This is a genomic window from Cohnella fermenti (assembly GCF_004801405.1).
In the GTDB taxonomy this organism is placed as follows: domain Bacteria; phylum Bacillota; class Bacilli; order Paenibacillales; family Paenibacillaceae; genus Cohnella; species Cohnella fermenti.
The window spans coordinates 58575-74857 of record NZ_SSOB01000034.1 but is presented as its reverse complement, the minus strand read 5'-3'; the positions used below and the strand labels follow the sequence as shown (position 1 = coordinate 74857).

General features: G+C 60.0%; 17 protein-coding genes. 12 read left to right on the top strand and 5 right to left on the bottom strand.

Translation table 11 applies throughout. The annotated features are described in order from the left end of the window. Nucleotides 1-31 precede the first annotated feature (31 nt). A complete protein-coding gene (locus E6C55_RS23005; protein ID WP_136372166.1) occupies nt 32-961 on the bottom strand; it encodes an AEC family transporter in 930 nt (309 codons plus the stop codon). A gap of 195 nt (nt 962-1156) precedes the next feature. On the opposite strand from E6C55_RS23005, the gene rnhA reads away from it, so the two are divergent. The 3 genes from rnhA to E6C55_RS22990 are packed head-to-tail and all read left to right on the top strand — an operon-like array spanning nt 1157 to nt 4030. After that, complete coding sequence (gene rnhA / locus E6C55_RS23000) at nt 1157-1840, top strand: ribonuclease H (protein ID WP_136372165.1); 684 nt, start codon at nt 1157-1159, stop codon at nt 1838-1840. A gap of 46 nt (nt 1841-1886) precedes the next feature. After that, nucleotides 1887-3170 (top strand): M48 family metallopeptidase, encoded by a 1284-nt coding sequence (locus E6C55_RS22995; protein WP_136372164.1) that lies wholly within the window; start codon nt 1887-1889, stop codon nt 3168-3170. Continuing rightward, nucleotides 3167-4030, top strand: coding sequence for a hypothetical protein (locus tag E6C55_RS22990; RefSeq protein WP_136372163.1), 864 nt, complete (start codon nt 3167-3169; stop codon nt 4028-4030). The genes E6C55_RS22995 and E6C55_RS22990 overlap by 4 nt, the downstream gene beginning before the upstream one ends. A gap of 423 nt (nt 4031-4453) precedes the next feature. On the opposite strand, the gene E6C55_RS22985 is transcribed toward E6C55_RS22990, so the two are convergent. Beyond that, nucleotides 4454-4744, bottom strand: coding sequence for a YkgJ family cysteine cluster protein (locus tag E6C55_RS22985; RefSeq protein WP_136372162.1), 291 nt, complete (start codon nt 4742-4744; stop codon nt 4454-4456). 461 nt (nt 4745-5205) lie between these two features. Here E6C55_RS22985 and E6C55_RS22980 point away from each other — a divergent pair, with 461 nt between their 5' ends. Together E6C55_RS22980 and fabI are read left to right on the top strand one after the other, a co-directional pair. Next, complete coding sequence (locus E6C55_RS22980; RefSeq protein WP_136372161.1) at nt 5206-5556, top strand: hypothetical protein; 351 nt, start codon at nt 5206-5208, stop codon at nt 5554-5556. 148 nt (nt 5557-5704) lie between these two features. After that, a complete protein-coding gene (gene fabI / locus E6C55_RS22975) occupies nt 5705-6481 on the top strand; it encodes an enoyl-ACP reductase FabI (protein ID WP_136372160.1) in 777 nt (258 codons plus the stop codon). A 99-nt stretch (nt 6482-6580) separates the two neighbouring features. On the opposite strand, the gene E6C55_RS22970 is transcribed toward fabI, so the two are convergent. Both E6C55_RS22970 and E6C55_RS22965 read right to left on the bottom strand, forming a co-directional pair. After that, complete coding sequence (locus E6C55_RS22970; RefSeq protein WP_136372159.1) at nt 6581-6868, bottom strand: CBS domain-containing protein; 288 nt, start codon at nt 6866-6868, stop codon at nt 6581-6583. A 164-nt stretch (nt 6869-7032) separates the two neighbouring features. Then, the gene (locus E6C55_RS22965) at nt 7033-7485 is read right to left on the bottom strand and encodes a VOC family protein (RefSeq protein WP_136372158.1); all 453 of its coding nucleotides are present in this window, start codon (nt 7483-7485) and stop codon (nt 7033-7035) included. Nucleotides 7486-7778: 293 nt separating this feature from the next. Between E6C55_RS22965 and E6C55_RS22960 the strand changes: the two genes are divergently transcribed. The 7 genes from E6C55_RS22960 to cls all read left to right on the top strand — a co-directional run bounded on the left by E6C55_RS22960 (nt 7779) and on the right by cls (nt 15249). After that, complete coding sequence (locus E6C55_RS22960) at nt 7779-8321, top strand: MarR family winged helix-turn-helix transcriptional regulator (protein WP_136372157.1); 543 nt, start codon at nt 7779-7781, stop codon at nt 8319-8321. A gap of 21 nt (nt 8322-8342) precedes the next feature. Continuing rightward, on the top strand, nt 8343-9791 hold the full coding sequence (locus tag E6C55_RS22955) for an aryl-sulfate sulfotransferase (RefSeq protein WP_136372156.1): 1449 nt from the start codon (nt 8343-8345) through the stop codon (nt 9789-9791). 53 nt (nt 9792-9844) lie between these two features. Continuing rightward, on the top strand, nt 9845-10876 hold the full coding sequence (locus E6C55_RS22950) for an ABC transporter substrate-binding protein (RefSeq protein ID WP_136372155.1): 1032 nt from the start codon (nt 9845-9847) through the stop codon (nt 10874-10876). Between the two features lie 12 nt (nt 10877-10888). Continuing rightward, nucleotides 10889-11692: an ABC transporter ATP-binding protein gene (locus tag E6C55_RS22945; RefSeq protein ID WP_136372154.1), complete on the top strand. Its 804-nt coding sequence runs from the start codon at nt 10889-10891 to the stop codon at nt 11690-11692. Further along, complete coding sequence (locus E6C55_RS22940) at nt 11689-12492, top strand: ABC transporter permease (RefSeq protein WP_136372153.1); 804 nt, start codon at nt 11689-11691, stop codon at nt 12490-12492. Before E6C55_RS22945 ends, E6C55_RS22940 begins: the two co-directional genes overlap by 4 nt. Nucleotides 12493-12668: 176 nt before the next feature. Then, nucleotides 12669-13154 carry a nitroreductase family protein gene (locus E6C55_RS22935; protein ID WP_136372152.1) on the top strand — a complete coding sequence of 162 codons (486 nt, stop codon included), beginning with the start codon at nt 12669-12671 and terminating at the stop codon, nt 13152-13154. A 634-nt stretch (nt 13155-13788) separates the two neighbouring features. Continuing rightward, a complete protein-coding gene (gene cls, locus E6C55_RS22925; RefSeq protein ID WP_136372150.1) occupies nt 13789-15249 on the top strand; it encodes a cardiolipin synthase in 1461 nt (486 codons plus the stop codon). Between the two features lie 19 nt (nt 15250-15268). Here cls and E6C55_RS22920 read toward each other — a convergent pair whose 3' ends face one another. Further along, the gene (locus tag E6C55_RS22920) at nt 15269-16240 is read right to left on the bottom strand and encodes an aldo/keto reductase (RefSeq protein WP_136372149.1); all 972 of its coding nucleotides are present in this window, start codon (nt 16238-16240) and stop codon (nt 15269-15271) included. Nucleotides 16241-16283 lie beyond the last annotated feature (43 nt).

Below are 16283 nucleotides of genomic sequence, written 5' to 3'. Positions count from 1 at the left end.
TCCCTTGTCGTGCCGGTCGCAAGCTTGCTGCTCAACTCACGAACCCGATCAACACCGGCAGCCAGACGAACGAGGAGAGCGTCGACCAGAGGATGCACCTCGAGAGCAGCTTCGGCGCGGCGTCGAAGCGCTCGGCCAGGACGACCGCGTTGACCGCAACCGGCATGGAAGCGAGGATAAAGAAGACGTGCGCCGCCGTCCCTTCGACGCCAAGCGCCCAGATGATCAGAGCGGCGATCAGCGGAGCGGCGAACGTCCGGATTGCCATGCCCGTCCAGAAGGTGCGGGTCTCGATCTTCGTCCTCCCGGCGGCTTGCGAGCCGACGCTGATCATCTGGGCGCCGAGAATCGTGAGGACAACGGGGGAATACGCGCCGCTGGAGAGGGCGATGCCGCTCTGCAAGCCGTCCGGCAAGCTGAGCTCGAACGCCCGCAGCAGGAACGCGAAGATCGCGGCATAGATGGCCGGCAGCTTGAAGATGGAGCGCACCGCGTCCGCGAACGAGAATTGCGAGCGGGCGGCGAAGAAAACCCCGATCGTGTTCGTCAGGACAATCTGGACGACGACGTAGAGGGAGGCCTTGTCGAGCCCGAGCTGGCCGAAGGCGAGCAGGACGAGCGGAAGTCCGTAATTGACGCTGTTCGTCAACGTCGAGATGAGCGTCAGTCCGGCTTTCTCGGGGGCCGGCAGCTTGAGCAGCTTGCCGACGACAGTCGCGACAAGCCACAGCAGCGCCAGGTTGATCAAGCAGAACGCAACCGTTGAAGCCGCGTCTTCGGTTGTGATCGTGGCGGTCGTCAGCGTCTCGAGCAGAATCGCCGGGCTCAGGAAGTACAAGTACAGAACGGACAGCGGCTTCGTGTCCAGGTTCTTGAAGCGGCGCAGCAGCGCGCCTACGATAACCGGAATGGAGAGCGGGACGATGACCTGGAGCAATGTCGACACGATGGAATGCAGCATGGAACAACCCTTCTTTTCTACTCTTCTGTAAAGTTGCATAATCATTCGGTTGCCCTAACTATACCCCGTTGCGGCCGAAGGGTCTAAGATTAAGATTGTATCATTTAATAGTCTGTGCCTATAGATGTGGCGCAACCGGAGGACGGACATGGTAGAATAGGGAAGTATACCGCACTCAGAAGGAGAGAATTCGGAATGGCAAGCAAATATTACGTGGTCTGGGAAGGGCACCAGCCGGGGATCTACGGAAGTTGGCCCGCTTGCCAAGCGCAAGTGAACGGTTATGCGGAAGCCAAGTACAAGTCTTATCCGACCCAGGCGGAGGCGGAACGGGCTTATCGGGAGGGATGGAAGAAGCATTGGGGCCGAGGCCAGGCATCGTCCGCTGCATCCCGCGGTTCGTCTTCGACCTCCTCCGCATCGGCGGGGACCTCCAGGAAGGCGGGAGGAGCGAAGGCTGCGCCGGCGGGAGAGATCGACTACGACAGCCTGTCCGTGGACGTGGGAACGAGGGGCAACCCGGGGCCGGTGGAATACAAGGGCGTGGACACCCGGACGGGCGATGTCGTCTTCTCCTGCGGTCCGATTCCGAACGGGACGAACAATCTGGGCGAATTCCTGGCGATTGTGCACGCATTGGCCCACTTGAAGAGAGAAGGCAGCACGAAGACGATATACAGCGATTCCCGCACCGCCCTCAAGTGGGTGAAGCAGAAGGAAGTGGCGACGACGCTCGCCCGGAACGACTCCACCGCGGAGATCTGGTCCCTCGTCGATCGCGCGCTCGCTTGGCTGCGGACGAACTCCTATCCGAACAAGGTGCTCAAGTGGGAGACCGAAGCGTGGGGCGAGATCAAGGCGGATTACGGACGCAAATAAGGGAGACACTGGGAAAAGCCCGATAACAGAGCGAGGGAATCCGAACATGCGAGCAGCAAGGAGCAACAAGCTTATCGTCTTCGCCTTGGCGTTCGTCGCTTACGCGCTGCTGATGGCGATCTATGTCCAGTATACGTCCGCGAACGACGTCCCGGCCGCGTACCGGGGCACGGCGGCGGACCCCGCGACCTTCTTCACGCCCGCCGAGCTCGCGGACAGCGAATCGATCAACGCCGTTCGCAACTGGATCTTCTTCATGAGCGGGCCTTGGGAATGGTTGATCTACGGTATTTTTATGCTGACGGGGCTTGGCAGCGGAATCCGCGACCGCATGGCACGCCGAGGCTGGCCGATCTACGTCCGGTTCCCTCTGTACGTGCTCGCGCTCAGCGCCTTCTCGTATGGGCTCTACCTTCCGCTGCGGGCGTTCAGCTTCGCGGTGTCCAGCCATTACGGCATCACGACGCAGCCCGTGCTCGGCTGGCTCAGAGACAAGGGCGTTCAATTCTCGGTCGGCTACGTCACGACGCTCGCGGTCAGCGCCGTCGCCTTCTGGATTGTCTCCCGCGGCGGGCGCTGGTGGCTGAAGCTGTGGCTGCTGTCGGTGCCGTTCAGCGTGTTTATGCTGTTCATCCAGCCGGTCGTCATCGACCCGCTCTACAACAAGTTCACGAGGCTGTCCGATCCGGCGCTCGAAGAGAAGATTCTCGCGCTCGCCGACAAGGCGGGCATTCCGGCCGATCGGGTGTACGAGGTGAAGATGTCGGGCAAGACGAATTCATTGAACGCCTATGTGAACGGAATCGGCTCGTCGCTGCGAATCGTGCTGTGGGACACGACGCTGAAGAGACTGGACGAGCAAGCGGTGCTGCTCATCATGGCGCACGAGATGGGCCACTACGAGATGCATCATCTGGAATGGAGCGTTGTCGGGACGGTGGCGACTTCGTTCTTCGTCCTCTGGATCGGCGGAGCTCTCTACGTCCGGATCGTCCGCAAGCGGGGCGAGCGCCTTCGCATAACCGGGCCGGCGGACATGAACGCCCTTCCGCTTATTCTGTTGCTGATGTCGGTCATCAGCTTCGTCTCGCTGCCGATCAGCAACGCCGTATCGCGCAGCGCGGAAGCGGCCGCGGACGATTACGCGTTCGAGCTGATCGGAAGCTCGGCCGGCGCGGTCAAGATGTATCAGCAGATGGCGACGATCTCCTTAAGCGACGTGAACCCGCCGCTGCTCGTCCGCTTGTTCCGGGACGACCATCCGACGGACATGGACCGGATTGTTAAGGCGGAGCGGTTCGCCGCGGGCGAAGGAAGCGGGGGCTCTTGAGGCTGTATCTGCTCGCCGGAGTGAAGACCGCTCCCTTGTTCATGGAGCGGTTCCGCGCAATTCTGCACCGCAAGCTGACGGAAGCGGGCCTGCCGGTATCTTCCCGGCTGCTGTATCCTTACGGCGATTGGAGCCGAAGCGGCATCGTCCAGGTGAGGGAGATCGCGCACGATATGCGTCTCGGCCCTGCGCGGACGTTCAAGTCGATCGGAGGCGAACGGGCGCGGAAGGACATCGAAGCCGAGCTTGCGGACGAGCGGCGAACCGGCGATCCCGACTCCGGTTGCGATCCCGACTCTGGTTGCGATCCCGACTCTGGTTGCGATCCCGACTCCGGTTGCGGCCCCGGCACAAGCTTCGGTTCCGGTTCCGGTCTCCAGCCCGATAGCATGGCTGGCCCGACCGTCGCAAGCCTGCCGCTTCTTCTGATCGGCCACAGCGGCGGGGGCACGGCGGCCGTCCATGCCGCAGCGGCTCTGCGGGCAACGCGGCCCGGCCCGGTCTACGTCGTTCTGATCGGCTCGCCCAAGTCGCGCATCCCTTCCTCGTTGACGGGAGATACCTTCTATGTGGTTGCGGGAAGGCGAGCGGACCCCGTTACCCGGCTCGGCACGTTCGGGGGATGGGCTTCCGGTCGCAGGACTGCCGAGGCCGCCCCATCCGATGCGCGACGGCCGCGCTTGCCGAGCTGGGAGCGGGGACGGCACGGGCCCGGCCGAACCGCCGAGGTGCCGATCATCGGGGGCCATGCTGACTACTTCCGGGAGAGCGAGGCGTACGTGAATGCGGAAGGACAATCGAACCTGGGGCTGACCTTCGGCACCGTATGGGCGTGGCTGAGTTCGAAGCTGCCGCTCTGAAGGCGGAATTGGTCAATTTGCCGTATTATATAAGCTGGACTATAGAATTTAACGAGCACACTCGTTTCGATACTCCACACAATGTATGGAGGTGCTGTTGCGATGAAATTAGTCGTTCCGGACGCACAGGCCGGGAAATGTAATCGAAATTTCATGCTTATTCGCTTGTTCCGGACCCAGATCGGGAAATGTAATCGAAATTTCATGCATATTCGCTTGTTCCGGACGCAGATCGCGAAATATAGTCGAAATTTTATGCTTAATCGATCGTTCTGAACGCAGGCCGCGAAATATAATCGAAATTTCGTGCTTAATCGCCTGTTCCGGCCTCGGGCCAAGAGTTTCTGATTCGCAGTTGTATGCGGTTGCAGCTTGCCAGGTTAAATTCATTCGTTCAACCTATATAGTTATTTATCGTATTAATCATATTGGCCGTGCCCGTTGATCGTGCTCGGGCCGGGAAGGGGCGGTCGCTCTCTCCAGCTCGCCGAGAATCCGGAAAGCGTCGTCGTTCGAGAAGCCGCACATCTCGCGCGAAGCGGACAGGCTGCCGCATACGGCGGGGCGCTCCGGCTTGCCGAACAGGCGGCACCGATTGTCTTCCGTGAGCTGGATGCACCGGATGCCGGCAGGCTTGCCTTCCGGCATTCCCGGAATCGGAGAGGAGATGGAGACGACGATGCAGCAGGCTGCACAGCCCATTCGGCAATCCATGCGACGACCTCCTTGCCGGTCGGTGCCGGTCCTTGATTTGAGGCTAATTATCCGCCTTGCTGCCCTTGACGTCAATGCTCGTAACGTCTGCCGCGCTAGAGGAGAATGGTGCGAAATACCGATTATTTTGTTGAATCGTGACGAGAACCCAAGTATAATTTAGAAAACTATGAACGACCGATTCGTCCAATGGATTGGAGCTGCCGGAGCGGAGCCTGGAGCGATCTATTCCGCCGACCATACGATATTTGATCGCGATAGCACATCTTCTTTATGCCGGGCAATAGCTACAATGTGGAAGGAGCCGAACCATGCGAAGAGAGAAGAGCAAATCTGCCGTTCTCATGTCAAGCCCACGCGGAGGCGCCCTTCCGAGCAGGCAGGGAGTCCGCCGCAGCGCACTTGTGGGCCGCAGCGCCGTGAGAACGCCGATCCGTTCGAAGAATAAAGCGTTGTCAATAATGGAAGAAGGTTCCACTCCGAACGGGACCGTTCTTCCTTTTGCCATCCGCAGCCTGTACCGGGTCGTCGTTCGCTTCGCGCAAGCGGAGGCGCTCAACGTCGCGGTGTCGATGGACCTGCTGCTGGGCGTACATTCGGAAGGCGAGTCGCTTCGCTACTTCCCCGACCTGTCGGATGCGGAAGCGAGCGAGCGGATCATCCATAAGCAGGGGCTGACGATCTTTATCGCTTCGCCTTGCTCGACGGAACAGCTTCGGGAGCGCTTCTCGTCGTTCCGTTACGTGTCTGCCGTGGAGATCCTGCCGCTCGACCTGCTCATTCCGCCGGCGTATCCGGAAGCGGCCGACTGATCGGAAGCGGACGAAGTGGTTCGCCGAAGGGGAACGTAGTATAATAACAAGAAGTTGGCAAGGAGAGAAGTCGGCACCTCCATCCGGGGGTGCTTCCTTGCGTTCGGCGCATGAACGCGCAATACGAGATTCGGAGGAACAAACAACCATGTCTAATCTGCTCGCTGGCAAAAAAATCGTCGTCATGGGAGTCGCGAACGAGAGGAGTATCGGCTGGGGAATCGCGAAGTCGCTCCACGAGCACGGCGCGGAGCTGATCTTCACCTATCGCAAAGAGCGGTCGCTTGACCGCCTGACCAAGCTGCTGGCCGAGAACGGAATCCGGCCGCTCATGGTCGCCGCTTGCGACGTGTCCGACGACGAGAGCATCGCCGCCGCATACGCCAAGATCGGCGAGGAAGCCGGCATCATCCACGGGGTTGTCCATTCGCTTGCGTACGCCGGCAAGGACGAGCTGCAAGGCGAATTCGTCGATACGACCCGCGAAGGCTACCTGCTCGCGCAGGATTCCAGCGCGTATTCGCTCGTCGCGGTGGCGCGCGAGGCGCGCAAGTGGATGACCGAAGGAGGCGCGATCGTTACCCAGTCCTACATCGGGGCCGAGCGCGTCGTGCGCAATTACAACGTCATGGGCGTGGCGAAGGCGGCTCTGGAAGCGTGCGTCCGGTATCTGGCCGAAGATCTCGGCAAGGACGGCATCCGCGTGAACGCGATCTCCGCAGGCCCGATCCGCACGCTGTCGGCGAAGGGAGTGTCCGGCTTCAACGAGATCTCCTCGGTCGTCGTCGAACGCGCGCCGCTGCGGCGCAACGTCGACCAGAACGAGGTCGGGGATGCGACGATGTTCCTCGTGAGCGACCTGTCCCGCGGCATCACCGGGGAAGTCATTCACGTCGATGCGGGCTACCACATCATGGGGCTGTGAGAATATTCCCCGCAATTCAAAGAACCGTCAGGGGCGAGCTTCCCTGGCGGTTCTCTGCTAATGGGACGTTTACGGAAGGATGGGCGCCGCTGCAGGGGGTTAGATGGCGGCGTTTAAGGGAAGGGGCAGGCTCTTCATCAGTTGGCGGACGGGCTTCGAGTAATAGAGATCGAGGCCGAGGCGCCCGCTGAGCGACAGCATGAATTGGTGCTTCTCCAGATAGCCGAGCGGCTTCCCGGAACGATCGCAGACGAGGAAGTAATCGGCTTCGGGATACCCGTTGATCGTGCGAAGAGCTTCGCGGCAAGTCAACTTGTCCGACAGTCTAGGAGAGGTCTCCATGCAGGCAAGGAAGCGTTCGGGAGCACTCGGGACGGCAGCGTTCATCGTCATTCTCCTCTCGGTATCGCAAGATGTTGTCTTACATCAAGCTTACCGCCGGAACGTTAAGGGGAACGCTGAATCGCGTTATCGGAATGTTAATTCCCGATGTTGATTCATACGATAAGCAGACCGCCTCGTTGAAGAGGCGGTCTGCTTATCTGCGTCGCTTATTTATTGTCGAGCTGTTCCGCCAGGCCGATTAGAAGTCCTTCAATTCCACGAATGTAGCAGAGCCGATACGAGTTCTTGTACTGAACCACTTCGCCAACGAGCTGAGCGCCGCGCTTCAGGAGTCTGGATACCAATTCGTCAATGTCTTCCACGGCGAACATAACGCGCAGATAACCGAGGGCATTGACAGGAGCCGTTCGGTGATCCGATATCGTCGGAGGGGTGAGGAATCGCGAAAGCTCAAGTCGGCTGTGGCCATCCGGGGTAACCATCATCGCAATCTCTACGCACTGTGAACCCAGCCCGGTTACGCGACCGGCCCATTCGCCTTCGACCGTCGTTCGCCCTTCGAGCTTCAAGCCGATCTCCTCGAAGAACGAGATTGCGTTATCGAGGGATTCTACAACGATGCCGACATTGTCCATCCGCAGCAAGTTGGTTCCTGCCATAGGTTCATCTCCTTAGTGTGTTCAAATTTATTTTAACAAGTATAAGCAGAAAACCAAAGCTTGTCATTCGTGCCGGTCGAAGCCGATGGCTGGCGATTTTTAATTCATACTTGACAGGTAAGAATTAATGGTTTAATATCGATTCAACGTCTTTCAATGCTCATTAATTTAGCATTAAAGCAATTTCATACGCCGATTGGACATGCCAAAGGCCGCAACGTCTCCCGCATCGGGGGGCTGTTGGGGTCTTTTTTTTGGCCGGTGCGGCGGGAGGAGGAAGACAAAGAGATCTCATGACAAACAGCGAGTGGTCTAGGCTCGAAGAGATTGATTGGCTGTTCCGCAGAGTGGTGCGCAGATTCGTGAAGGAACGCGACAAAATCTCGATCGAAGGCATCGCATTGCCCGGCATGCTGATCCTGCAGAAGGTGCTTCGCGACGGGGAGCAGAAGCTGCGCGACTTGGCGGAGGAGCTGGATTTGACGTCCGGGGCGATCACCGCCTTATGCGACAAGCTCGAAGAGAAGGGCTTCGCCGTTCGGAGACGGATGTCGGAGGACCGCCGAACGGTGCTGCTCTCCATAACCGACGACGGGCGGGCGCTGCTCGCGAGGAATCGGGACATCGGGCCTCTCTGTATCGAGCTGCTGTTCGGCGGACTCACGGTACAGGAGCTCGAGACGCAGAGGACGGCTTTTCTACGGATCGCCGATCGACTGGAGCGCTTCTCGGACATCGTTCTGGAGCGCGCCCGCAAGAATGAGAGACGGATAGAGCGGGATGATGACCGACAGACGGAATCGCCGCCTCAGCCGAACAAGTTTTTAAACTACTAACCTATACGAGGAGAGAGCGACATGGGACACCCTACGATTTATCCGACCGGAACGACCTTTTATTTGCCTGAGCGAGCTTGGAGCGGCTACACGATCTTCCAGGCGGCCGACGTCGGCGCGCTGCTGATCGACATGAGCGGCAAGGAAGTTCATCTGTGGGAGGGACTTCGCGGCTTCCCGAATAAGATCCTGCCGGGCGGTTACGTGACGGGGCACACCAAAGCCCGCGATCCCAAGTACGGCTTCCAGGACGAGGCCGACCTGGTGCAGGTGGATTGGGAGGGCAATATCGTCTGGCGATTCAACCGCTACGAATTCATCGAGGACCCGGACAATGAGCCGCAATGGATGGCGCGCGTCCATCACGATCATCAGCGCGAAGGCAGCCCGGTCGGGTATTACGCGCCCGGCCAGGAGCCGAGCACCGATGGAGGCCGCACGCTGCTGCTCGTTCACCGCAATGTGACCAATCCGGATATCTCGGATAAGCTGCTGCTCGACGATGCGATCATCGAGGTCGACTGGCAAGGCAATATCCTCTGGGAGTGGGCGGTCAGCGATCACTTCGCGGAGCTGGGCTTCGACGAGGCCGCGAAGAACGTGCTGTTCCGAGACCCCAACGGCCGCCACTTCGGGGGCAATACCGGCGGCGACTGGATGCATATCAACTCCGCGTCATGGGTGGGGCCGAACCGGTTCTACGATGCCGGAGACGAACGCTTCCATCCGGGCAACATTATCTGGGACGCCCGGGAATCCAACATTATCGCCATCACCGACCGCCGTACCGGCAAGATCGTCTGGCAGCTCGGCCCGGACTTCTCGAAGCCGGAAGTGAAGCATCTCGGTTGGATTATCGGCCAGCATCATGCGCACATCATTCCGCGCGGACTGCCGGGAGAAGGCAATCTGCTCGTGTTCGACAACGGCGGATGGGGCGGCTACGGCTTGCCGAACCCGGCGTCTCCTTACGGCCAGAAGAATGCGGTTCGCGATCACTCGCGGGTGCTCGAGATCGACCCCGTCACGCTGGAGATCGTCTGGCAGTACACGCCGACCGAAGCCGGCTATCTGCAGCCGCTCGATTCCTATCGCTTCTACAGCCCGTATATCAGCTCCGCGCAGCGCCTGCCGAACGGCAACACGCTGATCACGGAAGGCGCGGACGGACGGATCTTCGAAGTAACGCGGGAGCATGAACTCGTATGGGAATACATCTCGCCTTACAAGAACAAGATCAACGCGAACATGGTCTATCGCGCCTATCGCGTCCCTTACGAATGGGTTCCGCAGCTCAAGAAGCCGAGCGAGGAAGCGATCGTTGCGATCGATGTCGCCGACTACCGGGTGCCGGGCGCCGCAGCGAGAGGCGCTGCCTCGTCCGTCAAGGTGGCGGGAACGACGGATTCGCTCGACGAAGGAGCGTTCTGCGTCCCCAGCGTAGACGAGAAGCCTGCCGGTCAGGAATGATTTTCGCCCGTTCGCCCGTTCGTCCATTCATTCGCCAATCAGGAGGAGTATCCATGTCCAAATTCAAGTCCTCGCGTTCCTTGTCCGGCCTGCTCGTGTCGCTTGCGCTAATCTCCGCCGTCGCGACGGGCTGCGGCAGCAAGAACGACGATTCGGCCGCGGCTTCGACCAAGCCGGCCGATCCAATCCAACTGAAGATCGCCGACATCTCGACCAACCCGGTCTTCCGGGTCGCGAAGACCAAAGGCATCTTCGAGAAGTACGGCATCGATGCCGAGATCGTCACGTTCGCCACGCCCGCCGAAGGCATCAACTCGTTGTTCATCAAGCAGGTCGACATCGCGTGGGGAGCGGACTTCCCGATTCTTAACGCGGTGAGCAAGGGCGACTATTCCATCATCGCGGCTACCGGGACGGATACCGACCAGTCGGCGGCGCAATGGAAGCTTTATGCCCAAGACGACATTCAACAGGCATCCGATCTGAAGGGCAAGAAGCTCAGCACGCTGCGCGGCACGTTTCTTCCTTATCTGTGGGACGAATACCTGAAGGCGAGCGGCGTGTCTGCCGCCGATACCGAACAGATCGGACAAGGCGGCTTCGATGAAGCCTACATTGCGCTGAAGAAAGGCGAGATCGACGCCACCTGGGTCGTCGGCGCGGCGCTGATCGAGAAGTTCGACGGCATCGAAGGGGCTCATGAGCTGACCGACATGTCCAAGACGACGGTCAGAATCGGAGGCGACGTGATCGCAACGAACGACTTCATTCAGAAGGAGCCGGAAGGCGTGGCGAACTTCCTGCGCGCGCTCGACGAAGCTTCGAAGTTCGTCAGCGCGAACCCGGACGAGACAGCCGATATTCTGTTCAAGGAGACGAAGCAGCCCAAGGACGCGACGATCCGGGATCTGGCGACGAACAACTGGAATATCGGCTTCTCCCAGGCTTCGTTCGACAGCCTGAGCAAGCAGAAGGCGTACATGCTGTCCGCCGGAATTATCAAGGACGACTTCGATCTGACCGCGAAGCTGAACCTCGATAGCCTGAAGCAGGCGGTTCCGGACCGGGTCGACTACGGTCAATAGGAGGGAACGGTCATGTCATCCGCTCATTCGGCATCCAGCGTCATTACGATCGAGGGCTTGGACAAGAGCTACGGCGGTCCGAAGCAGGGCTCGTTGCATTACATTATCAAAGACGTCGACTTGGTCGTTAAGGGCGGGGAGTTCTTCGTGCTCCTCGGCCCGAGCGGCTGCGGCAAGTCGACGCTGCTGAACATGATCGCCGGCTTCGTGTCCAAGACGGCGGGGCAACTGCGGGTAGGCAATGTCGAAGTCGATAAGCCGGGGCGCGACCGCGCGGTCGTCTTCCAGCAGGCCGACTCCTCGCTGTTCCCTTGGTTGACCGTCCTCCAGAACGTGGAGTTCGGACTTAAGATGAAGAAGACGCCCAAGGAGGAGCGGCGGCGAATCTCCGATCGGTTCATCCGCATGGTTGGCTTGTCCGGACACGAGAACAAGTTCCCGCGCGAGCTGTCCGGCGGCATGAAGCAGCGCGTGCAGCTCGCGCGGGTGCTGGCCAACGATCCGGCGATCCTGCTCATGGACGAACCGTTCGGCGCGCTCGACGCGATGACGCGGCGAACGATGCAGAAGGAGCTTAGCCAGATCTGGCGGGAGACGAACAAGACCGTTATCTTCGTGACGCACGACATTCAGGAAGCGATCCTGCTCGGAGAGCGCATCGCGGTCATGTCCGCCGGTCCGAATTCGCGCATCACGGACATCTACGATGTGCCGATGGATTATCCGCGCGATGCGACGGCTCCCGAATTCCAGGCGCTGCAGCGGCGCATCCAGTCGCACTTCGAAGCCGCTCTCGAAGGAGGCGCATATCCATGAAGCTGTCCACAAAGTCATCTGCGTACAAGCCGCGCGCCGCCAAGTGGTTCCCTATCGTGCTGCTCTGGCTGCTGGTGCTTGCCGTCTGGCAGGTCGGAGCGTGGATTTACGGCCCGGAAGTCGTTCCCGGAGTCGCGGAGACTTGGCGCGGGGCGAAGGAACTGATGGAGGACGGATCGCTTGCGAAGGACATCGGCGTCAGCTTCTACCGCGTGCTGGTCGGATGGTCGCTCGGCAGCCTGATCGCCATTCCCGTCGGCCTGATCATCGGCAGAGTGTCGCCGATCCGCGCCATCGCGGAGCCGTTCCTGAACTTCATCCGCTTCATTCCGCCCATCGCCTTCATCACGCTGTTCCTCGTCTGGTTCGGCATCGGCGAGCAATCGAAGATTGCGCTCATTCTGTACGCGACGCTGTTCATCGTCATGATGAACACGCTGACCGGCGTTCTGGCGCTGGAGGAAGACAAGGTTCGTTCCGCGCGCAGCATGGGGGCGTCCGAGTGGCAGATTCTGCTGCATGTCGTCATTCCGGCCACGACGCCCTACATGTTCACCGGCATCCGCATCGCGATGGGCACCTCCTACATGGCGATCATCGGTGCGGAGATGATGGCCGCGAACGAAGGCGTCGGCTTCCTGATCTGGAACTCCCGCTTGTTCTTCCGGACGGATTGGATCTTCGTCGGCTTGATCAGCCTCGGCCTGATGGGCTTCATCACGGATCGCGCGGTCGGCTGGCTCGGACATAAGCTGCTTCGCCGCTACGGCGTCGTCATCTCGTCCGGGGCGAGACGTTAATCGCGAATAGCAATCGCTCGGACAGCCCCGAGGACGCCGATGACGGCGCCTTCGGGGCTGTGGCCGTTATTGCGCATCCGTCTTGACAAAGCTAGGCAGGCCCGTATACAATGCAACCAATCGACCAAATACGATATATCGTATAATATCCGTCAAGCGAAGGAGACTCCCTGCCCATGAACACGATCGAAGCCATCACGTCACGCCGCAACATCAAACAATTCAAGGCGGACGCCATCGATAAAGAAAAGGTCATCGCTTGGCTGGAAGCTGCCTCTTATTCCCCGAACCACCGCATGACCGAGCCGTGGCAGCTTGCGTTCGTCGGACCGGAGACGCGGGCCGAATTGAACCACAAGACCGACTTCGGCGGCGCGCCGCTTGTCGTTCTGATGACCTCCAAGGGCTCGGCGCTGCCGGTCGAGAAGGAAGAGAACGCATACGCCGTCGCCTGCTTCGCGCAGAGCTTCATGCTGGCCGCGCACAGCGAAGGCGCCGGCACGTTCTGGTCGTCGCTCGCCGCCGCTCCCAAGATGAGAGAGATACTGGGCATTCCGGACGAGGACGTCGTCATCGGAATTTTCGGCGTCGGCTATCCGGAAGAAGTCCCGCCGGCGAAGCCGCGGACGTCGATTCAGGATAAGCTGTTCGAACTGCCGTAACGCCCGCCCGAGTGTCGAACCTGCCGGAGTCGCCGAGTGGACGACGAAGCCGTCGCAGTCTCCGCAGTGGTCGCAGTTTCCGCAGTGGTCGCAGTTTCCGCAATCGTCGCCATTTCCGCAACCGTCGCCATCGCCGCAATCGCCGGGCCTCCGAATCCATGATCGGGCCCGCGCGAATGCGGTTTTTCACATAAAAAATGGTGGGGGACGGCGGTAATGAAGATTTTATGTGAAATTTAGCATTTATGAGGGCCAAACCTTCGACGGTGCGGCCGATATATGCGAAAAACCACATAAAACCGGCAAAAACGCCTTCAAAACACAAAATGAATGTGAAAAATAGCATTCATTCGCGGGCTCAAGCTTCAACTCCGCCTCCAGCCTCGCTCCAATCCCGCCCCAGATCCCGCTGCCAGCTTCGCCCCCTAATCCCGCTCGCAGCCTCGCCTCAACTCCGCTCGCAAGCCTCGCCCCAACTCCGCTCGCAGCCTCGCCTCAACTCCGCCCGCAACCGTCGCCCGCAATCTTCATAGAGGATCGCTAAATTCGTGTCCATGTGCTAGGATTGGGGTTGTAGTTCGTTATCGTTTATCACCGTTATCCGCCATCATTCACGAGACGAGGGTTCATCGGCATGTCATTGTCGTCCATCACGCAGAACATTTACACGGTCATAACGCTGATCAACCTGGTTCTGGCCATAAGCGTTATCTTCCTTGAGCGTCGCAACGTCGGAGTCACCTGGGCTTGGCTGATGATATTTCTGTTTTTCCCCGTTGGGGGCTTCATCATCTATCTGATCTTCGGGCAGAACCTCAGCCGTCTGAAGATTTACAAGGACAAGAAGTGGAGGAACAAGCTGTACCAGCAGCTTACCGACCACCAGAAGAAGGAGTTCCGCCAGCGCCGCGTCGAATACAACGATCCGTCGATGGCCGGGTTCGAGGACTTGATCTACATGAACCTGTCCAGCGCGAAGGCGCTCTACACCCAGGACAACGCGGTTCAGGTGTTCAAGGACGGCAACGAGAAGTTCTACTCCCTGTTCGAGGAGATTCGGACGGCGACGACGCATATCCACCTGATGTATTACATCATCAACGATGACAATACCGGGCGCAGACTGTTGGAGCTGCTGAAGGAGAAGGCGGAGCAGGGCGTCGAGGTCCGGTTCCTGTACGATCCGATCGGCAGCCACCGGCTCTCCGCCCGCGTGTTCCAGCCGCTGCTCCAGGCGGGCGGACAGGTGGCGGCGTTCTTCCCGTCCAAGGTGCCGTATCTCAACTTCCGGGTGAATTACCGCAACCATCGCAAGCTCGCGATCATCGACGGGACGATCGGGTACATCGGGGGAATCAACGTCGGGGACGAGTATCTGGGGCTCGCGGACCGCTTCGGCTACTGGCGCGACACGCACCTGAGAATGACGGGGAGCGCCGTGAGGATGATGCAGGGGCATTTTATACGGGATTGGAACATGGCGTCCAAGCGGCAGTTGGTCGAGACGGAGTTCTTCCTTCCGTCCGTTTCGGACGAAGAGAAGGGGAAGGTAGGGGTGCAGATCGTCGCCAGCGGCCCCGACCAGAGCTACGAGCACATTCGCAACGCCTACATCAAGATGATTCACCGGGCCCGCAAGAGCGTGTGGATTCAGACGCCTTACTTCGTTCCCGACGAGAGTCTCGTGAATGCGATTCAGACGGCGGCCCTGTCCGGAGTCAATGTGAAAATGATCATACCAGCGATTCCCGACCACCAGATGGTGTACTGGGCGACTCACTCGTATGTGGGCGACCTGCTGCCTCTGGGCGTGGAATGCTATCTGTACGAGAACGGCTTCCTCCATGCCAAGACGCTTATTATCGACGGCGCGGTCGCTTCCGTCGGCACGGCCAACTTCGACATTCGCAGCTTCAAGCTGAACTTCGAGATCAACGCCTTCCTGTATGACCGCGAGCTCGTCGGCGAGCTGGAGCGGAACTACTTGAAGGACATCGAGCACTCCCGCCTCTGGACGTACGAGGAGTACCTGAAGCGCCCCCGCATGCACAAGCTGCGCGAATCGGTGACCCGACTGCTGTCGCCGATTCTGTAAGCGGAGGCGCGTTCCTGCTTCAGCTCAGTCGGTAATTGGCGAACGGCTCGCCGCTCCGGTACGCCCGGCTCGCTTCGCCAAGGCGCGCCAGCAGCTCGTCCTCCAGGCGGAGCTCGGCGCTGCGGGCGTTCTCGCGAAGCTGCGCCGCCGAGGTCGCGCCGACGATGACGGTCGAGACGGCCGGCTGCTGCATGAGCCAGCGAATGGCGAGCAGGCCGGGGGCGACGCTGGCCTGCTCGGCAAGCCGCTGCACCTCGCGTCCAAGCTCGATCCGGCCGTCGTCGAAGAAGCGGACGAAGCCCGGATCGGTGACGGCGCGCGAGCCGGCGGGAGTCCGTTCATTGCCGTACTTGCCCGTCAGGATGCCGCCGGCGAGCGGGAAGTAGGGAATAAGGCCGACGCCTTGGTCGAGCGCCATCGGAACAAGCTCGCGTTCCGGCGTCCGATCCGCCAGCGAGTAGCTGACCTGGGTGGAGACGAATCGGTTCAGGCCGAGCTTCTCGCTGAGGCCGACTGCCTTCATCAGCTCCCAGGCGGCGTAGTTCGAAGCGCCGATGTAGCGCACCTTGCCCGCGCGAACCATGTCGTCGAGCGCGCGCAGCGTCTCCTCCAGCGGCGTGTCCGGGTCGAACGTATGGATCTGGTAGAGGTCGATGCAGTCGGTGCGAAGCCGCTTCAGGCTGGCGTCGAGCTGCTGCTGCAGATGATAACGCGAAGATCCCCGCGCGTTCGGACCGGGTCCGAACACAAGCCCTGCCTTCGTGGCGAGCACAACCTCGTGCCGCCTTCCTTCCAGCGCTTCGCCGATGATCGTCTCGGACGCGGTGCCCGCGTAGATATTCGCCGTGTCGATGAAGTTGACGCCGAGCTCGATCGCCTCGCGAACGATTCGGATCGATTCCTCCTTGTCGGCCCTCTTGCCGAACGAGTTCGTGCCGAGCCCAAGCTCGGACACCTTGAGGCCGCTCGCCCCCAGCTTCCGGTAGTTCACTCGCGATTCCTTCTTTCTCCAATCGAATGTACCTTTACTATAC